Annotated in this window: 25 protein-coding genes; 6 read left to right on the forward strand and 19 right to left on the reverse strand. The window is 68.4% G+C overall.

The window, feature by feature from the left end; all coding sequences use genetic code 11:
• Positions 1-33: 33 nt before the first annotated feature.
• Positions 34-393 (reverse strand): nucleotide pyrophosphohydrolase, encoded by a 360-nt coding sequence (locus tag FHX37_RS12590; protein WP_141924067.1) that lies wholly within the window; start codon positions 391-393, stop codon positions 34-36.
• Positions 394-451: 58 nt separating this feature from the next.
• Positions 452-844 carry a dihydroxyacetone kinase phosphoryl donor subunit DhaM gene (gene dhaM / locus FHX37_RS12595; RefSeq protein ID WP_141924068.1) on the reverse strand — a complete coding sequence of 131 codons (393 nt, stop codon included), beginning with the start codon at positions 842-844 and terminating at the stop codon, positions 452-454.
• A 99-nt stretch (positions 845-943) separates the two neighbouring features.
• Between dhaM and dhaK the strand changes: the two genes are divergently transcribed.
• The 6 genes from dhaK (at position 944) to FHX37_RS12625 (ending at position 6,989) form a co-directional block, all read left to right on the forward strand.
• Positions 944-1,939 carry a dihydroxyacetone kinase subunit DhaK gene (gene dhaK, locus FHX37_RS12600; RefSeq protein ID WP_141924069.1) on the forward strand — a complete coding sequence of 332 codons (996 nt, stop codon included), beginning with the start codon at positions 944-946 and terminating at the stop codon, positions 1,937-1,939.
• Between the two features lie 24 nt (positions 1,940-1,963).
• The gene (dhaL, locus tag FHX37_RS12605) at positions 1,964-2,617 is read left to right on the forward strand and encodes a dihydroxyacetone kinase subunit DhaL (RefSeq protein ID WP_211351817.1); all 654 of its coding nucleotides are present in this window, start codon (positions 1,964-1,966) and stop codon (positions 2,615-2,617) included.
• 45 nt (positions 2,618-2,662) lie between these two features.
• On the forward strand, positions 2,663-2,971 hold the full coding sequence (locus tag FHX37_RS12610) for a hypothetical protein (protein ID WP_141924070.1): 309 nt from the start codon (positions 2,663-2,665) through the stop codon (positions 2,969-2,971).
• 278 nt (positions 2,972-3,249) lie between these two features.
• On the forward strand, positions 3,250-3,951 hold the full coding sequence (locus FHX37_RS12615; protein ID WP_141924071.1) for a DUF1707 SHOCT-like domain-containing protein: 702 nt from the start codon (positions 3,250-3,252) through the stop codon (positions 3,949-3,951).
• A 241-nt stretch (positions 3,952-4,192) separates the two neighbouring features.
• On the forward strand, positions 4,193-5,680 hold the full coding sequence (locus tag FHX37_RS12620) for a M20/M25/M40 family metallo-hydrolase (protein ID WP_141924072.1): 1,488 nt from the start codon (positions 4,193-4,195) through the stop codon (positions 5,678-5,680).
• Between the two features lie 709 nt (positions 5,681-6,389).
• On the forward strand, positions 6,390-6,989 hold the full coding sequence (locus FHX37_RS12625) for a cob(I)yrinic acid a,c-diamide adenosyltransferase (protein WP_141924073.1): 600 nt from the start codon (positions 6,390-6,392) through the stop codon (positions 6,987-6,989).
• Positions 6,990-7,002: 13 nt separating this feature from the next.
• On the opposite strand, the gene FHX37_RS12630 is transcribed toward FHX37_RS12625, so the two are convergent.
• The 17 genes from FHX37_RS12630 to rpmE form a co-directional block, all read right to left on the reverse strand.
• Entirely contained in the window at positions 7,003-7,299 is a 297-nt protein-coding gene (locus FHX37_RS12630; RefSeq protein WP_141924074.1) for an MTH1187 family thiamine-binding protein, read from the reverse strand.
• Positions 7,300-7,437: 138 nt separating this feature from the next.
• Positions 7,438-7,911 carry a DUF2550 domain-containing protein gene (locus FHX37_RS12635; protein ID WP_141924075.1) on the reverse strand — a complete coding sequence of 158 codons (474 nt, stop codon included), beginning with the start codon at positions 7,909-7,911 and terminating at the stop codon, positions 7,438-7,440.
• Positions 7,912-7,934: 23 nt separating this feature from the next.
• The gene (locus FHX37_RS12640) at positions 7,935-8,336 is read right to left on the reverse strand and encodes a F0F1 ATP synthase subunit epsilon (RefSeq protein ID WP_141924076.1); all 402 of its coding nucleotides are present in this window, start codon (positions 8,334-8,336) and stop codon (positions 7,935-7,937) included.
• A 69-nt stretch (positions 8,337-8,405) separates the two neighbouring features.
• Positions 8,406-9,848 carry a F0F1 ATP synthase subunit beta gene (gene atpD, locus FHX37_RS12645; protein ID WP_141924077.1) on the reverse strand — a complete coding sequence of 481 codons (1,443 nt, stop codon included), beginning with the start codon at positions 9,846-9,848 and terminating at the stop codon, positions 8,406-8,408.
• Positions 9,849-9,853: 5 nt separating this feature from the next.
• Positions 9,854-10,771: a F0F1 ATP synthase subunit gamma gene (locus FHX37_RS12650; protein ID WP_141924078.1), complete on the reverse strand. Its 918-nt coding sequence runs from the start codon at positions 10,769-10,771 to the stop codon at positions 9,854-9,856.
• Positions 10,772-10,774: 3 nt separating this feature from the next.
• Entirely contained in the window at positions 10,775-12,418 is a 1,644-nt protein-coding gene (gene atpA, locus FHX37_RS12655; protein ID WP_141924079.1) for a F0F1 ATP synthase subunit alpha, read from the reverse strand.
• Between the two features lie 76 nt (positions 12,419-12,494).
• On the reverse strand, positions 12,495-13,304 hold the full coding sequence (locus tag FHX37_RS12660) for a F0F1 ATP synthase subunit delta (RefSeq protein ID WP_141924080.1): 810 nt from the start codon (positions 13,302-13,304) through the stop codon (positions 12,495-12,497).
• Positions 13,304-13,846, reverse strand: a complete 543-nt coding sequence (locus tag FHX37_RS12665) for a F0F1 ATP synthase subunit B (protein WP_141924081.1) — start codon at positions 13,844-13,846, stop codon at positions 13,304-13,306. The genes FHX37_RS12660 and FHX37_RS12665 overlap by 1 nt, the downstream gene beginning before the upstream one ends.
• A 42-nt stretch (positions 13,847-13,888) precedes the next feature.
• Positions 13,889-14,098: an ATP synthase F0 subunit C gene (atpE, locus tag FHX37_RS12670; RefSeq protein ID WP_141924082.1), complete on the reverse strand. Its 210-nt coding sequence runs from the start codon at positions 14,096-14,098 to the stop codon at positions 13,889-13,891.
• Positions 14,099-14,191: 93 nt separating this feature from the next.
• Entirely contained in the window at positions 14,192-15,058 is an 867-nt protein-coding gene (atpB, locus tag FHX37_RS12675) for a F0F1 ATP synthase subunit A (RefSeq protein WP_211351818.1), read from the reverse strand.
• Between the two features lie 93 nt (positions 15,059-15,151).
• Entirely contained in the window at positions 15,152-15,367 is a 216-nt protein-coding gene (locus tag FHX37_RS12680) for a hypothetical protein (RefSeq protein WP_141924083.1), read from the reverse strand.
• A 60-nt stretch (positions 15,368-15,427) separates the two neighbouring features.
• On the reverse strand, positions 15,428-15,865 hold the full coding sequence (locus FHX37_RS12685) for a hypothetical protein (RefSeq protein WP_141924084.1): 438 nt from the start codon (positions 15,863-15,865) through the stop codon (positions 15,428-15,430).
• A 226-nt stretch (positions 15,866-16,091) separates the two neighbouring features.
• A complete protein-coding gene (locus FHX37_RS12690; RefSeq protein WP_141924085.1) occupies positions 16,092-17,315 on the reverse strand; it encodes an MraY family glycosyltransferase in 1,224 nt (407 codons plus the stop codon).
• Between the two features lie 126 nt (positions 17,316-17,441).
• Entirely contained in the window at positions 17,442-18,257 is an 816-nt protein-coding gene (locus tag FHX37_RS12695; RefSeq protein WP_141924086.1) for an L-threonylcarbamoyladenylate synthase, read from the reverse strand.
• Between the two features lie 37 nt (positions 18,258-18,294).
• Positions 18,295-19,152: a peptide chain release factor N(5)-glutamine methyltransferase gene (prmC, locus tag FHX37_RS12700; RefSeq protein WP_141924087.1), complete on the reverse strand. Its 858-nt coding sequence runs from the start codon at positions 19,150-19,152 to the stop codon at positions 18,295-18,297.
• 209 nt (positions 19,153-19,361) lie between these two features.
• Positions 19,362-20,429 carry a peptide chain release factor 1 gene (gene prfA / locus FHX37_RS12705; protein ID WP_141924088.1) on the reverse strand — a complete coding sequence of 356 codons (1,068 nt, stop codon included), beginning with the start codon at positions 20,427-20,429 and terminating at the stop codon, positions 19,362-19,364.
• Positions 20,430-20,561: 132 nt separating this feature from the next.
• Positions 20,562-20,771 (reverse strand): 50S ribosomal protein L31, encoded by a 210-nt coding sequence (gene rpmE, locus FHX37_RS12710; RefSeq protein WP_141924089.1) that lies wholly within the window; start codon positions 20,769-20,771, stop codon positions 20,562-20,564.
• Positions 20,772-20,848 lie beyond the last annotated feature (77 nt).

A 20,848-nucleotide genomic window follows, 5' to 3' on the forward strand; every position in this document is an offset into this window, starting at 1 on the left:
GGGCGGGCGGGGAGAGCACCGCCCGCCCGGCGCTCACGTGTGCGGTCCGCCCGCGGCCGACCCGTGCCGGGACGGAGGGGCGCCGACGGGGAAACGCTCCTCGTTGCGCGCCATCTTCTCCTTCAGCGCGGTTTCCAGGTCGATGTCCAGCACATCGGCCATCCGGAGCAGGTAGCTGAACACGTCGGCCATCTCCATCCGGACCGCCTCGGCCTTGGCGGGGTCGTCCATCACCCGCTGCGACTCCTCGCGTTCCATCCACTGGAACTCGGCGGCGAGCTCACCCGCCTCCCCCGTCAGTGCCATGGCCAGGTTCTTCGGGGTGTGGAACGGCCCCCAGTCGCGGCGTTCGGCGAAGTCGGCCAGCAACCCTTGCAGTGTCGCGATACTCATCCGTACCGGGATACCACCCCGCCGCGGCGGGACGGACCGTCGCCCCGCGCCGCGCGCCTCACTCCTTGCGGTAGTCCCAGGCCTCCTCCGCGGCGGCCGCGACGGCGGAAAGCGCGGCGTCGGCGGACGCGGCCGCCTTGGCCGCCACCGCACCCTCGACGAAGGGGGCGTCGACGAAACGGGCCGCGAGGTCGTCCCGGTCGTCCAGCACCATGCGCGCGGTGAGGACCGAGCTCCCCAGGTCGGCCAGCACCACCGCTCCCGCGCCCGAGTCGGCGCGGGCTACGGCCTCGGCGACCTTCGTGTAGGAGGTGCCGATCCCGCCCTCGTCGTCGCCACCGGCCGTGGCCACGGTCACCGGCTGCGAGCCGAGCTCGGCGAGCAGTGCGGCGACACCTGCCGCGAGGTCCGCGCTGTGCGCCACCAGGACGATTCCCACGCTAGCTGCCATGGGGGGAGCATAACCCCGACGGCGCGGACGGTGGGGTTCACCCGCGGCGCGCCGGGTAGGCCCTTCCCGAACCCGCTGCCGTCTGGGGGAGGCCGCACCGTGAAGAAGTTCCTGAACGACCCCGACCAGGTCATCACCGACACGCTCACCGGGTTGGCCGCCGTGCACGCCGAGCTCACGGTGGACACCGAACGGCGGATCGTCACTCGCGCCCGTCCGGCTCCGGGGAAGGTCGCGCTGGTCTCCGGTGGTGGTTCGGGACACGAACCGCTGCACGCCGGGTTCGTCGGGCCGGGGATGCTGGACGCGGCGTGCCCTGGGGAGGTGTTCACCTCTCCGGTTCCGGACCAGGTGAGCGCCGCCGTCGCGGCCACCGACACCGGACCCGGGGTGCTGTTCGTCGTGAAGAACTACACCGGTGACGTGCTGAATTTCGAGATGGCGGCGGAGCTGGCCGGAGAGGACAGTGTCGCGACCGAGACCGTGCTGGTCAACGACGACGTCGCGGTGCGCGACTCCACGTTCACGGCGGGGCGCCGGGGCACCGGAGCCACCCTGCTCGTCGAGAAGATGGCCGGTGCTCTGGCCGAACGGGGAGCACCGTTGGCGTCGGTCGCGGAGATGGGGCGCCGGGTCAACGACGCCTCGCGCTCGTTCGCGTTGGCGCTGACCGCCTGTACGACCCCCGCGTCGGGACGTCCGGGGTTCACCCTCGCCGAGGACGAGATCGAGGTGGGCGTGGGGATCCACGGTGAACCGGGCCGCAGCCGGGAGCGGATGCGGCCCTCCCGGGACCTGGCCGCCGTGCTCGTGGAGAGCGTCCTGGACGACATGCCCCGCGCCGCTGACAGTCCGGCGATCGTGCTCCTCAACGGGATGGGCGGCACTCCCCTGCACGAGCTGTACCTGCTGTACGGCGATGTCGCGGCGGAGCTGCGGCGGCGCGGGGTGAGCGTCGCCCGCACACTGGTGGGGAACTACGTCACCAGTCTCGACATGGCCGGGGCGTCCCTCACGGTCTGCGGCGCGGACGAGGAGATGCTGGAGTTGTGGGACGCCCCCGTCGCCACCCCGCACCTGCGTTGGAAGGTGTGACCCGTCCACGGGAGGCCAGGAACCATGAGCGATCCGGGAATCGACGCCGGCGCGGCCCGCGCGTGGGTACGCGGCGCCGCGGATGTGTTCGGACGGCGGATGGACTACCTCACCGGTCTGGACACCGCCATCGGCGACGGCGACCACGGGACGAACATGCAGCGGGGGTTCGCCGCGGCGGCGGAGGCGGTGGGGTCGGGAGACCACGGCACGGCCGGCGAGGTGTTCACCACCACCGGCCGTACGCTGATCTCCAGTGTCGGCGGTGCTTCCGGGCCGTTGTACGGCTCGCTGTTCCGCACGGCGGGGAAACGGCTCTCCGGTGCCGGCACGGAACCCGGCGATGTGGGATCCGCCCTGGAGGACGGGGTGGAGGCGGTGGGCCGACTGGGCGGGGCGCGGGAAGGGGACAAGACGCTTCTGGACGCCTGCCTTCCGGCGGTCGCCGCTCTCACCGGGGTGCTGCGGTCGCGGGGCGACGTGGTGGAGGCGGCCCGGGCTGCGGCCGACGCCGCCGCCAAGGGGGCCAAGGACACGGAGGACATGGTGGCGCGCAAGGGGCGGGCTTCCTACATGGGGCAGCGCAGCGCCGGGCACCGGGACCCCGGTGCCGCGTCGGCGGCGTTGCTCTTCGAGGCGCTCGCGACTGCCGTAGGCGAATCGAAGGAGACCGGATAGGGCGAATCCACGTTTTCGCGGACTCAGACGTTTTATTCTGCTCTGATGGAGATCCTTTCGGGCCGATTCGTCATGGACGTGCTACCGGAGCTCGCCGTGGACCTGATGGAGCTCCTCACGGAAGCGGGCGAGCAGAGGCTGGCAGCGACCATCCCCGACCTGAGTTTCCACTCCTGGTGCGAGTGCGGGGAGCCGTCGTGTCTGAGCTTCTACACGGCGCAGCCACCCGACGGCCCCTACGGCCCCGGGCACTACACGCTCTCGCTCTCCCGTCGCCACCAGATGCTGGTCCTCGACGTGGTGGAGGACAGGATCGTTTTCGTGGAGGTGCTCGACCGGCCGCCGCGTGAGTAACCGGTTGTTGCCTCCGCGCCCCCGGTAGTCCGCCTCCGGTGGCGCGGGGGCGAACAACCGGTGTCCCAAGCCCGGTGCGGCGCCCCGGATCAGGTTCGCTTCCGCTTCCCGCCGCCTCGGGGAGCGAAGGCGGGACGTGTCCTCCCCGCCCGCCCGCGGTGGAACGGGGTCCAGCGTCGCGCGGTGCCCGGGGGCACCGCTCGGCTTCCCGTATCTCAGGGAACGGTCAGGGCACCGCCGGTGGCACCGGGGTTCGGGGAAGCGCGAAACTGTGGGGTATGACCGACAACGAGAACCCCGTTCCTCACTCGCACCAGGATCCGATCCGCGCCTCCGACGCCGACCGGGACACCGTGGCCAACCAGCTACGCGAGGCGCTGGCGGAGGGCAGAATCACCCCCGCGGAACACAGTGAGCGCTTGGAGAGCGTCTACGGTGCCACCACCCGGGGCGAGCTGGCCCCTCTCACCGAGGATCTTCCCGCGATCCCTGACAACCCCTCCAGGGAGGTCTCCACCGCCGGAGTGTCCGCGGCGCCGCGCCCCGTCTACGGCCGGGAACGGGTCGGCGGGAAGCCGACCGGCGGGTTCTCGGTCGCGATCATGGGAGGGTCGAACCGTACCGGGAACTGGATCGTCCCGCGCCACTACTTCTGCGTCGCGGTGATGGGCGGGGTCGAGCTGGACCTGCGGGAGGCGCGGTTCTCCGCCCCCGAGGTCACGATCCACGCGAACACGCTCATGGGCGGTATCGAGATCACCGCCCCCGACGACATCGAGGTTCGCATCCACGGCATCGGGGTCATGGGCGGCTACGGCACGGAGGGAGAGCCGCCCAGTGTGCTGGAGAGCGGAACCCCTGTCGTGCATGTGGTGGGCGTGGCGCTCATGGCGGGGGTCGATGTCCACTACAAGAAGCGCCAGCACCAGAAGCGTTCGCGGCGCACCGGCGACGCCGAGATCGAGGACGGGAGGAACTGACCAGGTCAGATTTCCGGTTTTCCAGGGAAAATACAGAATCCGTATGCATTTCAGCACGGTCCGCTGCATATCCGACTTACGGGACGTGTCATCTTGATGCGCGGTATTCATCAATGTCAGGCTCTCCAGAGTCCGCGCCTTTCGTCCCGCCCCACAATCCCCGGGGCGGGTCGTCGAACAAAGGAAGGTCACCGTGCACAGCACAGACTCTGGAGAATCCCCCAACCGTTCCGGTAGGCGCATGCTCGTCAGGGGAAGCGCGGTCCTCACCGCGTTCGCTCTCGGTCTCGTACCGTCAGTCGCCCAGGCGAGCACCCCTCCCACACAGCTCCCCACTCTGGTGACCACGGAAAACATCCGTGAACACATGGAGAGCCTGCAGATCATCTCCGACTACAACGGCGGAAACCGGGCCTCGGGAACCGACGGCTACGAGATTTCCGCGAAGTACGTCATTGACCAGCTCGAGCGGGCGGGTTACGAACCGCGCAAGGACACCTACGAGTACGAGAAATGGGAGCAGAACGCCGACCCGGCGTTCACCCAGTCCGCCCCCGAGGAACGCGAGTTCGCCCGGGGAACGGACTTCCAGACCATGGAGTACTCGGGTTCCGGCGACGTCACCGCTCCCGGCGCCGCGGTGAACGCGGACAGCGACCAGAGCGGCTGCTCCGCCGAGGACTTCGCGGACTTTCCCGAGGGCGCGGTCGCCATCATGCAGCGGGGCAGCTGCACCTTCGAGACCAAGGCGGACAACGCCACCGAGGCGGGCGCGAGCGCGGCCGTGGTGTTCAACCACGGCAACAGCGACGCCCCCGAGGACAACGAGGCGTTCAGCGGCACCCTGTCCTCCCTCAGCGAGATCCCCGTGGTCGGCACCAGCAACGCCGTGGGAGAGGACCTGGTCGACGCCGGCGGTGACCTCGAGGTCAGCCTCACGGTCGACGCCGGGGTGAGCACCCACACCTCCTACAACGTCATCGCCGACACCGAGGGCGGCGACGACGAGAACGCGGTGGTCGTCGGCGCGCACCTGGACGGGGTACCCGCGGGAGCGGGCATCAACGACAACGGCAGTGGAACCGCGACGGTCCTGGAAACCGCGAAACAGCTCGCGAAGCTGCAGGAACCGAACAACACGGTCCGGTTCGCCTTCTGGGGAACCGAGGAGGAGGGCCTCATCGGTTCGACGAAGTACGTTGAGGGCCTCAGCGACGAGGAACTGGACAACATCGGGCTCTACCTCAACTTCGACATGCTCGGCTCGCCCAACTTCGGCCGGTTCGTCTACGACGGCCGGGGCGAGCTGGAGGGCTCCCTCACCCCGCCGGCCGGCTCGGCCGCCATCCAGAAGGAGTTCGAGGACTACTTCGACAGCCAGGGCCTGGTGAGTGAGCCCACCGAGTTCAGCGGCCGCTCGGACTACAGCGCGTTCATGGAGGCCGGTATCGCCTCCGGCGGGCTGTTCAGCGGTGGCGACGGGGTCAAGACCGAGGAGCAGGTGGAGTACTACGGCGGCACGGCCGGCGAGGACTTCGACCCGAACTACCACACGGCCGACGACGACATCGACAACATCAACTGGACCGCGGTGGAGCAGCTCTCCGGCGGCGTGGCCCACACCGTGGAGACCTACGCGGAGAGCACGCTCCCGGTGAACGGTGTCCGCTCCTACCAGGGGGCGGAGGAACTCCGGTTCGACCGGAAAGCCGACAGCTGGTTGCGCTAGGTCCTGTTTTTGGACGCTGTTCGCCGCGAGCGGCGTCTCCGGTGCCGCCCGGCACGGCCGGTCAGGGAGGCGGAGCGGACCCTCCGCCGACCGACGGGAACGCCGCCGGGCGGTGTGCCGGGGCGGCGCGCAGCAGGACAAGCGCCCGAAAAACAGGCCCCAGAGGCCGGTGAGCGGCGCCGTTCGTCATGATCGGAACCGCCGGTGCCGCGCCGGCACTGCCGAGGATCACGGCGGCACGGTTCCTCCGGCGACGGGAGGACACCGTCGGCACGGTTCCGGGACGACATACGGGAGGAGAGACCTCCACCGCCCGGGTCCATCCCCCGAACCAGCCGCTCGCGAGCGGTAACCCCGCCCGCGAGCGGCTGCGGCGTCTCGCCCCTCCACGGCACCGGTGAGCGCACCCGCGGGGCGGTGTCCGAACGGCGGGCGGCCCGGCCTCCCCAACCGCGCCACCCGCCCACGAACCGGCATGCAGCCGCCTCTTCGCCCCAGGAGGCGGCTTCCCCTTCCTGCCAGCCGTTTCGGATGTCCCCCGCTGCGCACCCGAACCTGACACACTGCATGTTCCCCACGGTGCCGTAACCGGAAAACTACTTTGTGTAACCTTCCGGACCTCTTAATGTACCAGTGGCCGCCGCTTGGGCCACCCGTCGATACCGAACGGTTATGCGTCCTTCGTCGGTCCGCTCGTAGGGTGGATGACATGACCAAGCAACGGGACACCGACACTCCCGTCGTACTCTCCAAGATCTACACACGGGGCGGCGACGCGGGAAGCACGGCGCTGGGCGACATGAGCCGGACCACCAAGACCGACCCGCGTCTGGTCGCCTACGCCGACGTGGAGGAGGCCAACGCCGCGATCGGCACGGCCCTGGCGCTCGGCGACGTACCCGAGGAGATCCGCGCCCTGCTCGGCCGGGTGCAGAACGAACTGTTCGACCTCGGGGCCGACCTGTCCTGCCCTGTGACGGATGACCCGCCGTACCCGCCGCTGCGCGTGGAAGAGGCCTACATCGAACGCTTGGAGGAGGAGTGCGACTCCTACAACGCCGAGCTGCCGACGCTGCGTAGCTTCATCCTCCCCGGCGGCTCACCCGCGGTCGCCCTGATGCACAACGCGCGGGTCGTGACACGTCGGGCGGAACGCGGGGCGTGGGCGGCGATGGAGGACTACGGCGACAGCGTCAACCCGCTGACCGCCCGCTACCTGAACCGGCTGTCGGACCTGTTGTTCGTGCTGTGCCGGGTTCTCGGCGAGGACGGCGAGCAGGTGCTGTGGAAACCGGGTGGGGAGCGTTAGGGACGCCTGTCCCCTATCCTCGGTCGAGTTCCTGTTCCACCGCTTCGACCTTGTGGGTCAGTCCGTCGTCGACCCCCTCCCGGATGTCGGCCTTCAACGTCAGGCTGACCCGGTCGGAGTTCTCGCCCGCGGCCGCGACCGCGCGGCGCACGACGTCCATCACCTCGTCCCACTCGCCCTCGACGGTGGTGAACATCGCGTCGGTCCGGTTCGGCAGGCCGCTCTCGCGTACCACCTGCACCGCCCGGGCGACCTCGGGGGCGACGGACTCGCCGGTACCCATCGGAGTTACGGAGAATGCCACGATCATGGGGCCAGCGTAACCGGAACCGCGCGCGCCGCGCAGGACCGACGCGAGCGGTTCCCGGCACCGGACTCCCCCCGGTCCCGGGACCGGGGGGAGTCCGTGACGAACGGCGCGACCAGCGCCGCGTCCGTCGGACAGACCCTAGTGCCAGCTGGATCCGGGCGGTCGGGACTCCAACCAGGACAGGAACCCCGTCAGCGCCCCCTCGCTCATGGCGATCTCCAGTGAGGCCTCCGTGGGCGGGGTGCCCTCCACCGACCAGCCGACCTCCAGCACGGTCACGTCGCTGGTGAGCTCGGCCAGGTCACGGGAGGTGGGGGAACGACGCCCCAACACAGTAAGACCGCGGCGCGACAGTTCCACTGTCGGCCGCGGCCAGAGCGAGAAAATACGGTACCAGCGCAGCTCGTCGGCGCCGTACCGTCCGAAACCGATACGCCAGGGACTGCGCGGACTGGGCTCGCGGACATAGCACTCCACGGCTCCCCCACCGTGTTCCAGCACCATGCGGCGGAGCGTCACCGCCACCAGTCCCAGCAGAGCCAGGGCAAGCAGGGCGAGCACCAGCCATTCGGCGATCTCGTACCACGGTTGGCCGGTCAGCAGCGCCCCCACTTGTACGTACCCCTTGCCGGTCCCTAAAGCGCCTCTGCTGCCTGCAGACGGCTGCGCGCCCGTTCCGCACGGGCCTGAGCCTCGGCGTCCTCCGCGCTGACACCCGCGGATTCCGCCCCGTCCAACGCGACCTTGGCACGGTCCACGTCGATGTCCTCAGCGAGTTCGGCGATCTCAGCGAGGATCGAGACCCGGTTGTTCGCCATGGAGACGAACCCACCGTGCGCGGCGACCCGGACCTCGCCCGTCTCCCTGCCACCAAGGACCCGGACCACGGACCCCGGCGCCAGAAGCGCCATCACGGGGACGTGCCCGGGTTGCAGGCCGATCTCGCCGTCGGTCGTCTTGGCGATAACCATATCGCCTTCGCCCGCCCATATCTCGTTTTCGGGAGAGACGATCTCGACGAAAAGCTGTTGTGACACTGCCACAAACTCCCTAAGCTCGCGGGCGTCGCGCGGGGGCAGACCGTGGGCCCGCCCCCGCCAGCGCCTCTAGCCTTGCAGCGTCCTGGCCTTCTCTTCGGCCCCCTCGATGCTGCCCACGCCGAGGAACGCCTGCTCCGGCAGGTGGTCGTACTCACCGTCGCACAGCGCCTTGAAGGAGGCGATGGTCTCCTCCAGCGTCACGAACACGCCCGGCTCGCCGGTGAACTTCTCGGCGACGTACATGTTCTGCGACAGGAAACGCTCCAGTCGCCGCGCCCGGTTCACCGTGATCTTGTCCTCCTCGGACAGCTCGTCGATGCCGAGGATGGCGATCTGGTCCTGCAGGTCGTTGTTCCGCTGCAGGATCTGGATGACCCGCTGGGCGACGTCGTAGTGCTCCTGACCCACGAACTGCGGGTCGAGGATGCGCGAGGTGGACGACAGCGGGTCGATCGCCGGGAAGATGCCCTTCTGGAAGATCGAGCGGGAAAGCTCGGTCGTCGCGTCCAGGTGGGCGAACGTCGTCGCCGGCGCCGGGTCGGTGTAGTCGTCCGCGGGAACGTAGATCGCCTGCATCGAGGTGATCGAGTGGCCTCGGGTCGAGGTGATCCGCTCCTGGAGCTGACCCATCTCGTCCGCCAGGTTGGGCTGGTAACCCACCGCGGAGGGCATCCGCCCGAGCAGGGTGGAGACCTCCTGGCCCGCCTGGGTGAACCGGAAGATGTTGTCGATGAACAGCAGCACGTCCTGCTTCTTCGCATCGCGGAAGTACTCCGCCATGGTCAGCGCGGACAGTGCCACACGCAGCCGGGTGCCCGGCGGCTCGTCCATCTGGCCGAACACGAGGGCGGTGTCGTCCAGCACCCCCATGTCGCCCATCTCCAGGAAGAGGTCGGTGCCCTCGCGGGTGCGCTCACCCACGCCGGCGAACACCGAGACACCGCCGAAGTTACGGGCGATACGGGTGATCATCTCCTGGATCAGCACGGTCTTGCCGACGCCGGCACCGCCGAACAGACCGATCTTCCCGCCCCGCACGTAGGGGGTGAGCAGGTCGATGACCTTGAGACCGGTCACCATCATCTCGGTCTTCGACTCGAGCTGGTCGAAGCTCGGGGCGGAGCGGTGGATCGGCCAGCGCTCGGTGACCTCCAGCTCCGAGCTGGGCACGTCCATCGACTCGCCCAGCGTGTTGAACACGTGGCCCTTGACGACGTCACCGACGGGGACGCTGATCGGCTCTCCGGTGTCGCGCACCTCGGCACCGCGGACCATGCCGTCCTGCGGCGCGAGGCTGACCGTACGCACCAGGTTGTCGCCGAGGTGCTGCTCCACCTCGAGCGTCACCGTCTTGCTCGTCCCACCGACCGTCACATCGGTGTGCAGGGCGTTGTAGATCGCCGGCAGTGAGCCGACGGGAAACTCCACGTCGACGACCGGGCCGGTCACCCGGGCGATGCGCCCGGTTGCCGTGCCAGCCGCGGCCGCCCCTTCAGCAGTCGCAGTCACTTCTCTTATTCACTCCCCGCGCTGGCACCAGTGAGGGCGTCAGCACCGCCGACGATCTCACTGATTTCGTTGGTGATCTCCGCCTGGCGGGCCTGGTTGGCCTGGCGGGTCAGGTTCTGCACAAGCTCCTCGGCGTTGTCGGTAGCCGCCTTCATGGCGTTGCGCCGCGAAGCGTGCTGCGACGCCGCCGACTCCAGGAGCGCGAAATAGATCCGGTTGGCCACGTACTGCGGAAGCAGCTGGTCCAGGGCCTCCTCCCGCGACGGCTCGAAGTCGTACAGCGGAAGGGCACCGCCCTGTTCCTGCTCCAGCTGCTCCTTGTCCACCTCCTCGACTTTCAGCGGAAGCGCGCGTCGCGACGCCGCACGCTGGGTCAACATGGAGATGAACTCGGTGGAGACGATGTGGATCTCGTCCACACCGCCCTCTTCCGTCTCCTGGATGAACCGGTCCATCAGGGCCGACCCGATCTCACGGGCGTGCTTGTAGGAGGGACGTTCGGTGATCCCCTCCCACGTCTGTTCCATGGTGCGCTTGCGGAACTGGTAATAGGCGATGCCCTTGCTGCCCACCACGTACAGCAGGGGCTCCTTGCCCTGCTGCTCCAACAGCGCGCCCAGGGACTCGGCTTCCTTGATGGCGTTGGTCGTGTAGGGACCGGCGAGACCCTTGTCGCTCGTGATCACCAGGACAGCGGCCCGCGTGGGATTCTCCGCCTCGTTGAGCAGCGGGTGCTCGTCGACGCGACCGGCCACGGCCGAGACGGCCCGGTTGATCTCTCGCGCGTAGGGCTCCGCCGCCTCGACCGCCCGCTGCGCCTTCGTGATGCGGGTGGTGGCGATGAGCTCCATCGCACGGGTGATCTTCGCCATCGACCTGGTCGAGCGGATCCTCCGGCGATAGACGCGAAGCTGTGCTCCCATGTCCTACTTCCCGGCGCTCTTTGCGACCTTGATCGTGTCCTGGCCGACCTGGCTCTCCTCCAGCGCCTCGCTTTCCTCCTCAGCGCCGAGGATGGTGCCCTGGCTGGTTTCGAAGGACTGCTTGAACGTCTCGACGGCCTCCTTGAGGGCGTCGGCCGTCTCGTCCTCGAACTTGCCGCTCTCCCGGATGTTGTCCAGGACACCGGAGTGTTCGCGGGAGACGTAGTCCAGGAAGTCCGCCTCGAACCGCTGCACGTCCTCCACCGGAACGTCGTCCAGGTGGCCGGAGGTCCCCGCCCAGATGGAGACGGCTTCCTTCTCCATCGGGAACGGGTTGTACTGGTTCTGCTTGAGCAGCTCCATCAGCCGCTGACCGCGCTCCAGCTGCGCCTTGGACACCGAGTCCAGGTCCGAACCGAAGGCGGCGAACGCCTCCAGCTCGCGGTACTGGGCCAGACCCACACGCAGCGAACCGGTGACCTTCTTGACCGCCTTCGTCTGCGCGTCACCACCGACACGGGAGACGGACGTCCCGACGTTGACCGCCGGCCGCTGCCCCTGGTTGAACAGCTCGGACTCCAGGAAGATCTGGCCGTCGGTGATGGAGATGACGTTGGTGGGGATGTAGGCCGAGATGTCGTTGGCCTTCGTCTCGATGATCGGCAGACCGGTCATCGAGCCCCCGCCCATCTCGTCGGAGAGCTTCGCGCAGCGCTCCAGGAGACGCGAGTGCAGGTAGAACACGTCACCCGGGTAGGCCTCACGGCCCGGGGGACGGCGCAGCAGCAGGGACACCGCGCGGTAGGCCTCGGCCTGCTTCGTCAGGTCGTCGAAGACGACCAGCACGTGCTTGCCGTTGTACATCCAGTGCTGGCCGATCGCCGAACCCGTGTACGGGGCGATGTACTTGAAACCAGCGGGGTCGGAGGCGGGGGCGGCCACGATGGTGGTGTAGTCCATCGCGCCGGCTTCCTCCAGCGCGCTGCGTACGCCGGCGATGGTCGAGCCCTTCTGGCCGATCGCGACGTAGACGCAGTGCACCTGCTTGTCGGGGTCCCCGGAATCCCAGTTGGACTTCTGGTTGATGATCGCGTCGATACCGATCGCGGTCTTGCCGGTCTGCCGGTCGCCGATGACCAGCTGCCGCTGGCCGCGGCCGATCGGCGTCATCGAGTCGATCGCCTTGATACCGGTCTGCATCGGCTCCTCGACCGGCTGGCGCTGCATCACCGACGGTGCCTGCAGCTCCAGTTCACGACGCTCGGTCGTCTCGATGTCACCCTGACCGTCGATCGGGCGACCCATCGGGTCGACGACGCGACCCAGGAAGTTGTCCCCGACCGGCACGGAGAGGACCTCCCCGGTGCGGCGCACCGTCTGGCCCTCTTCGATGTCGGTGAAGTCACCCAGGACAACGGCACCGATCTCACCGATCTCCAGGTTCTGGGCGATACCCAGCGTGCCGTCTTCGAATTCCAGCAGTTCGTTCGCCATCGCCGAGGGAAGGCCACCGATGCGGGCGATACCGTCACCGGAGTAGGTGATGGTTCCGACCTCTTCCGCACGGGCGGTATCAGGCTCGTACGACTGGACGAAGCGCTGCAGCGCGTTCCGGATCTCCTCCGGCCGGATCGTCAGCTCCGCCATCTCTCGTATGTCCTTGCTCTCGTGTTGCGCCGCGTTCCCCGGCGCAGGTGTGTTTTGCGTTGGGGATTCGTCGCGTTCAGCCGGCCAACCGCCGCCGGACCTCAGCGAGCCTCCCGGCGATCGTGCCGTCGATGACCTCGTCGCCCACGTGGATGGACATTCCCCCCACGACCTGCGGGTCGACGTCGATATTCAGGTGCATGGTCCGGCCGTAGCGCCGGGTCAGTACGGTCTGGAGCCGCTCCTGCTGCTGCGCACTGAGCGGGGCGGCGGTGCGCACCACCGCCACGTAACGCTGCGCGCGTTCGGCTACGAGCTGCCCGTAGTGCTCCAGCCCCTGTTCCAGCTTACGTCCCCGTGGCCGGGTCACCGCCTCGGTGACCAGCTCGAGTGTGGACGCGTTGGTCTTGCCGGAGAGCAGGTCCTGCACCAGGGCCCGCTTGCCTTCGGCGGTGGTGCCCTCCGCCGTGAGTGCCGCGCGCAGTTCCGGTTCCGCCTCGACGATGCGACGGAACCGGAACAGCTCGTCCTCCAGCTCGCCGAGACGCTGTTCGTTCTCGACACTGGCGACCGTGGCGTAGACCGCCATCCGTTCGGCGGCGTCCACCATGTCCCGGCTCCTGGACCATTCGGCCCGTACGATATCGCAGGCCACAAGCACCGTGGCCGGCGATACCCGGGACTCCAGCAGCTCGGAGACCAGGCCGGACTTGCTGTCCGCGTCGTTGGCGGGTTCCGCCAACCACCGGCGCAGGGACCTCTCCTCCCCCAGCAGGGCCACGACCTCGAACAGTTCGTGCCCCAGCGTGGCGGCGTTCGCCGACGGGAGGATGTCGTCCAGGCGCCGGGTGACCGCGTCCAGTGACCTGCGGCTGATCCCACGCATCAGCGCACCTCTGCCTGTTGGCGTGTTCCCTCGCCCTGTTCCAGTTCGTCCAGGAACCGGTCGATCACCCGGTTCTGGGCCGCGTCATCGTCGAGGGTCTCCCCCACGATGCGTTCGGCGAGGTCGGTGGAGAGCGTGCCGATCTCCGCCCGCAGCTGCGCGAGGGCCTGTTGGCGGTCCGCCTCGAGCTGGGCGTGCCCGTTCTCGATGATGCGGTTGGCCTCCGTCTGGGCCTCCTCACGCGCCTCGGCGATGATGGCGGCACGCTGCTCTTTGGCCTTCTCCACCTCTTGCGCGTACTGCCGGTGAGCTTCCTCGAGCTTCAGCCGGTACTGCTCGCGAACCTCCTCGGCCTCGGCCTCGGCCTTCCTCGCACGCTCGATGCCACCCTCGATCTGGTTGGCACGCTCGTCCAGGGCCGAGGTGATCTTCGGCCACATCTTGGTGACGACGCCGAAGATGAGGAGGAAGGCGATGAGGCCGAAAGTGAATTCGTCCCAGTGGATCCGTAGGACGTTGCCTTGTTCGGCTGCCAAGATCATGGCTGGCATCCCTTCGCGTCCGGATTGACCGTGTGGGCTTCGTTACAGGACGAACGCGAGCACGAAGCCCAGGATGGCCAGGGCCTCGACCACGGCGAAGCCGAAGATCATCTGGCCCTGCAGGATCCCTCGGGCCTCCGGCTGACGGGCGATGGCCTGCACGCCCATGCCGAAGATCAGGCCGACGCCGATGCCGGGGCCGATGGCGGCGAGGCCGTAACCGATCGCGTTGAGGCTGCCTTCGAGTTCCATTGTTATTCCCTTACTCAGACGGGCCGACGGGCACGTTGCGCCGCCGAACTGACGTTGGATTTACCGGATAGGGGTCTCAAGCGCGCGCACGCCCTAGTGCGCGCCCTCCATGGCCTCACCGAGGTAAATGGAGGACAGCAGGATGAACACGTATGCCTGCACGGCCATGATGAACAGTTCGAAAACGGTGAACAGCAGGAAGCCGATCAGGGCGATCCCCGAGTAGCCCACGGAGACCGCGCCCAACAGCGGCCCCATGGCCGTCGTGGGATTGAACATGTAGAAGCCGGCCGCGGCGAAGACCGCCAGCAGCAGGTGCCCCGCGAACATGGTCGCGAACAGACGGACCGAGTGAGTCAGCGGGCGGATGATGAAGTTGGAGAGTGCCTCGATCGGCACCACCAGGGGAAGGATCCACGCCGGAACACCGCTGGGGACCAGCCGGGCCTTGAAGTGGGCTCCCGCGCCGTGTGTGCGGATCCCGACGGCGTTCCACAGCACGAAGACGAACAGTGCCAGGACCGCCGGGAACGCCAGGTTGGACGTCACCGGGAGCTGGAGCCCGGGGATGATCCCCATGAGGTTCATGGCGAAGATGAACAGGAACAGGGTCACCATCAGGGGCAGGAACTTGTCCCCAGCCTTGCCCATGGTCGTACGGGTGACCTGGTCGCGGATGAAGGAGACCAGGAGCTCGGCTACGCTCTGCCGCCGGCTGGGGACGACCGTGGCCTTGCGGGTGGTGAAGTACCAGAACCCGATCACCACGAGTGCCGAGATCACCAGCACCAGCGCGTACTTGGTGATACCCGACGAGAGCGGAAGACCGAAGTCGATCCACGGTGCCGGGAAGAACAGGTCAGTGCCAGGAGCTTCGAATCCGCAGCCCTGCTGGTTGAAGATATGCGGCTCGGGGCAGTCTCCACCTGCGGCGGCTACAGTGCGCACGTCAGCACTCACGGCGAACCCTTTCGTCGTGACGCAACTCAAACCTCGATATATCAGGCGGTACCGCGCCGCTCTGGGGGAGAGGCTGGTTACCGGGCTGGATGGTCAGGACCGGACGTACTGGGCGATGATCAGATAGATCCCACCGGCCAGGCCCAGGAGCATGCCGATTGGCAGGAAGAGCGTGGCGAAACCGAGCATCCGGTCCGCCAGCCACCCCAGGCCGCCCCAGAAGGCCAGACCTCCCAGCAGATACGAGACGACCGTAACCGCGTTGGCGCGCGGCGCGTCGTTGCCGCCCGCGCCCGAACGACCGTTCATCTCGCTCCGGAACATAGCAGTAGGTGAATCTGGTTCGCACACCACCCCACGGCCTCGCATTCACCGCTCCTCCTCGAGGGCAGGGCCCGCCTCCGGCGTGCTCCGCGCGGGTTCCACGTAGGGACGCTTCACCCGGACGTTGGCGACCGCCTGCCCCGCGAGCCAGACGATGACGCAGGCGAGCGAGGTCAGGGCGAAAGCAGTGCCGTTGAGGACCGCGGTGCCTTTGAACAGGACCAGCGCAATCGCCAGTATCCCGACCTTCGTCGTGTACACGAGGAAGGCCACGGGAAGCATCAACTGGGGATTCCGCTCCCCCGTCCACGCGATGACCACCGCGGACACGGCGAAGAACCCGAGGATCAGCGCCGTTCCCGCGACGACACCGGCAACGCCCGCTACTCCCGCCGTGAACGCGGCGACGATCGTGGCGACCGTGCCCGCGACGGCGGTCGGAATCGCGGCGCCGCGGATAATCCGGGCGTCGTGTTCCTGCATAGGGAAGCTCCGGTGGCTGCATTCGTGGGGTGCTTGCTCGTGAAAGCTATCACAAGGTTTTCGGCGCTCGTTCCCCCGTGTCCGTTACGTCCACCTTGAGAACACCCAAACTGCCCAAAAAATCGGGCAATACACCCCATATTGGATATATCACCGCGAAGGGGATTCCGTTGCCTGCCTGCGCGGACGGCGACAGCGCACCCGGGCCCGGTTCCGGAGGGCAGCCCTACTGCCCGCCCGAGGACGGGGCCTTTCCGGAAACGGAACAGGAGCCGGAACCGAAACCCCGGTAACGGCGCCGCCAACGCTGCCACCGCGGCAACGTGATGAGTGCCACCGCGCACGCCGCCACCAGCGTGGTCACCGCCAACACCATGTAGGGAGCGTTGAAGACCGACAGTGACACGGACGCGAACGCGATGATCGCCGCCCACAGGTACATCAGCAGCACCGCCCTGGCGTGGGAGTGCCCCAGTTCCAGCAGCCGGTGGTGCAGGTGCTTCTTGTCCGGGGCGAACGGCGACTTCCCCGCCATGGTGCGGCGCACCACCGCCAGTGTCAGGTCCGCCAGCGGGAGCGCCAGCACCAGCAGCGGCAACAGCACCGGAAGGAAGATCACGAGGGCGTGGTCGCTCCCGATGCTCTCCGCGGCCTCCCCCGTCGGCACGCTGACCGCGCCCTGCTCCCCCCGCTCCCTGGTCGCGGGCTCGGGGATGAACTGGCCGGTCACGGTGATCGTGATCGATGTCATAAGCAGACCGAGCAGCATCGACCCGGTGTCGCCCATGAACACCCGCGCGGGGTGGAAGTTGTGTCCGAGGAAACCGATGCACACGCCGGCGAGGATGATCGCGATCATCGCCGGGTAGGACTGCCGCTCGTAGCCCTGGTCCACGGCCGCCACGTAGTAGTAGGCGAAGAACGCGAAGGCCGAGATCGCCACGATTCCCGCAGCGAGGCCGTCCAGACCGTCGGCGAAGTTGACCGCGTTGATGGTCACCACGATCAGCATGATCGAGATCACCGCGCCCAACCACGGCCCCAGGGAGAGCTGGGTCGTCGGCAGGGGGAGCCACAGCATCTCCACGCCGCGCCACACCAGGATCCCCGCGGCCGCGGTCTGGCCGGCGAGTTTGGCCACGGGCCCGATGCCCCACTTGTCGTCGACGACGCCGATGACCGTGATGAGACCGCCGGCCAGCAGCAGTCCCTCCCAGGTGTCGGTGTTGAAAACACCCCGCAGGTGCGGCAGCTGCGCGGAGACCAGCAGCGCGGCGGCGAACCCGCCGTAGATCGCGATCCCGCCCATGCGCGGCACCGGCTCCGTGTGCACGTCACGGTCCCGCACGGGAGGTGCGGCCCCGAAGGCGACAGCCGCCCGCCGCACGGCGGGAGTCAACAGGTACGTGACCGCCACGGCGATGACGAAAGTGAGCGCGTACTCACGCACGGCGTATCCGGGATCCTTCGGCTCGCACGGCTGTCCCGGCGGGGCCGGCAGCCGTGATTACTGTCTCGAACGCTCCGAACGTAGCACTCCGCGCCGGTTGACGCCCGCCGAGCACCTCCCGTGCCGCTAGCCCTGGTGCTCCCGGTCCTCCCCATCGTTGCGGGAGTCCGCCCTCCCGGTGCTGTCCCCGGACTCTTCCGCCCCGGCGTCCTCGGGTGCGGACGCTTCGGCGGACGGCTCCTCCCCGGTGTCCTCCCGGCTGGTGTCGGCGTCGGCGGAGCCGGTGGCCGTCTGCGGTTTCGCGGTGATCACCGTGCCGCACACCGCCCGCAGCCGTTCCACCGGGATGGCCCCGTCCCGTAGGACGCGCGGCACCGCGTAGGTCATGTCGACGATGGTGGAGGGAACACCGGTGTCGCAGGTCCCGCCGTCGAGGTACACCCCGACGCTGTCCCCGAGCTGCCGCCGCGCCTCGTCCGCTGTCGTCGCGGCCGGTTCTCCCGAGGTGTTGGCGCTGCTGACCGCCATCGGACCGACCTCCCTGAGCAGGTCAAGCGCCACCGGCTGCATCGGCATCCGCACCGCCACCGTCCCCTTGGTGTCCCCGAGGTCCCAGGAGAGGCTGGGGGTGGCGGTGCACACCAGTGTCAACGGGCCGGGCCAGAATTCCTCGATCAGGTCCTGGCCGTGCCGGCCCAGGTCGTCGATGAGTGCCTGGGCGGCGCGCACGGAGCCCACCAGCACCGGTGGGGGCATGTCCCGGCCGCGCCCCTTGGCACTGAGCAGCCCCGATACAGCGGCCGGGCTGAAGGCGTCGCTGCCGATCCCGTACACGGTGTCCGTGGGGAGCACCACCAGTTCCCCCCTGCGGACGGTCGAGGCGGCGTCGGCGATGCCGTCCGAACGTTCCTGGGCATCGGCGCAGTCGTAACCGCGGCTCATCACATCACTCCTCATCCTCAGCGCCACCGGGCGGTGGTCACTGTTCCACCCTGCGCATCTCCACGAAGCGGTCGCGGTGGGCGAGGTCCTTGCGGTTGCGGACGTCGCGCCACCCGGAGTCCTCCGGGAACAGCCGGGGGATGTCCACCCCCTGCCCGTCCCCGTGTTCGATGATCATCACACCGCCGCCGCGCAGCAGCCGCCGTCCGATCCGCTCCAGGTCACGGATCGCGTCCAGACCGTCGTTGCCCGACCACAGCGCCGGCGCCGGGTCGTAGTTGCGCACCTCGGGCTGGACGTCCTCGGCGTCCCGCGTCGGGACGTAGGGCGGGTTGCTGATGACCAGGTCCACACGGCCGTCCAGCTCGCGCACCGCCTCCCGCATGTCCGCCAGATGCGTTGTGACCCGGTCCTGGTAGCCGGCGCCCGTGATGTTGCGCCTGGCCCATTCCAGGGCGCGGGAGTCGATCTCAACCGCGTGCACGCGGGACCGTGGCACCTCCTGGGCTATGGAGATCGCGATGGCGCCCGATCCGGTTCCGAGGTCCACGGCGAGGGGGTCGGCGACGTCCATGTCCCGGAGCGTGCGGATCGCCCGCTCGGTCACCATCTCGGTCTCGGGACGCGGGACGAACACCCCCGGGCCGACCTGGAGTTCCAGGTAACGGAAGTAGGCGTGTCCGGTGATGTGCTGTAGGGGCTCACGCGCGGCGCGGCGGGCGACGCACTCCCAGTACAGGGCGTCGAAGTCGGCGTCGGCGACCTGGTGCAGCTCCCCTCGACGGACGCCGTGCACGAACGCCGCGAGTTCCTCGGCGTCGGTGCGGGGCGAGGGGATACCCGCGTCAGCCAGCCGCAGCGTAGCTCGAGCGACCTCGTCGAGCAGGAAGTTCATCGTTACTCCCGGGCGGATGCCTCGGCCGTCAGGCCGGGGAGGAAGCCCGTCCCTCCTTCCGCATGGTGTGGGCGTGTCCGACCGTTCGCCGCGGTGCGGGAACACGTGCCACGGGTGCACCACCGGGCGGCACCGGACGCGCCGGTGCCGGCACTCGGGACGGGGACCGACGCGGCCCCGTCGACCTGTGCGCGGCCGGGCCCGTGGCCTTACTGCTGGGCCTGCTCCAACCGCTCCTTGTTGTCCGCATCGATGAGGGCATTGACGACCCCGTCGAGTTCCCCTTCCATCACCTGGTCGAGGTTGTAGGCCTTGTAGCCGATGCGGTGGTCGGAGATCCGGTTCTCCGGGAAGTTGTAGGTGCGCACCCGTTCGGAGCGGTCGAGGCCACGCACCTGGCTCTTGCGCTCGGCGGCGGCCTCCGCCTCGGCCTCCGCCTGGGCCTCGGCGTACAGCCGGGAGCGCAGGATCCGCATGGCCTGTTCCTTGTTCTGGATCTGGCTCTTCTCGTTCTGGCACGCGACGACGATGCCGGACGGCAGGTGGGTGATCCGCACGGCGGAGTCGGTGGTGTTCACGCTCTGCCCGCCGGGACCGGACGAACGGTAGGTGTCGATCCGCAGGTCGTTGTCGTGGATCTCCACCTCGATCTCCTCCGCCTCGGGCACCACCAGCACCCCGGCCGCCGAGGTGTGGATACGTCCCTGCGACTCCGTCACGGGCACACGTTGCACGCGGTGCACACCGCCCTCGAACTTGAGGTGGGTCCACACCCCCCGGCCCGGCTCGGGTGTGCCCTTGTTCCGGAAGGACAGCGTGATGTCCTTGTAGCCGCCCAGGTCCGACTCGGTGGCACTGATGACCTCGGTCTTCCAGCCCTGGCGCTCGGCGTAGCGCAGGTACATCCGCACGAGGTCGCCGGCGAACAGCGCCGACTCCTCTCCGCCCGCTCCGGCCTTGACCTCGACGATGATGTCCTTCTCGTCCGAGGGGTCGCGCGGGATGAGCAGGTACTCCAGCCGTTCGACGAGCTGTTCGCGCTTCGTGCGGAGCTGGTCGGCCTCGTGGGCGATCGTGGGGTCGTCCGCGGCCAGCTCGTTCGCTGTCTCCAGCTCGCTGTCCACCCGCATCAGCTCGCGGTACGTGGTGATGATGGGAGTGAGATGGGAGTACCGCTTTCCGAGCTGACGCGCCTTGCCCGGCTCCGCGTGCACCTCGGGGTCGGCCAGCTGCTGCTCCAGCTCGTAGTACTCACCTAGAAGGTCGTCCAGCTTCACTTCGTTCCCATCCCAGCGGTGTTGGAAGCCTGCGGTTCCGTCGGCGCCCGCGTTCGGCACCGCGGCTGCGGGCGGGCGCCGGCCCGCACGGACGACCCGTGGGGCCGCGCGAACCGGCGCCGCGAGCAGGTACTACTTGCGCTTGCCGAAACGCTGCTCGAAGCGGGCCACCCGGCCGCCGGTGTCCAGGATCTTCTGCTTGCCCGTGTAGAACGGGTGGCATGCCGAGCAGATGTCCGCGCGGATGACACCCTCACTCGCGGTACTGCGGGTGGTGAATGAGTTTCCGCAGGTGCAGGTCACCTGAGTGACGATGTACTGGGGGTGGATATCGGATTTCACGTGGCTCTCCTCGCTCATGGCGGTTGCCGGACGCATACCGGTGGATGGAGCACAGTTCCGAAACCGTCGGCCGTTCC

Origin of the sequence: Haloactinospora alba (assembly GCF_006717075.1) — a bacterium.
In the GTDB taxonomy this organism is placed as follows: Bacteria; Actinomycetota; Actinomycetes; order Streptosporangiales; family Streptosporangiaceae; genus Haloactinospora; species Haloactinospora alba.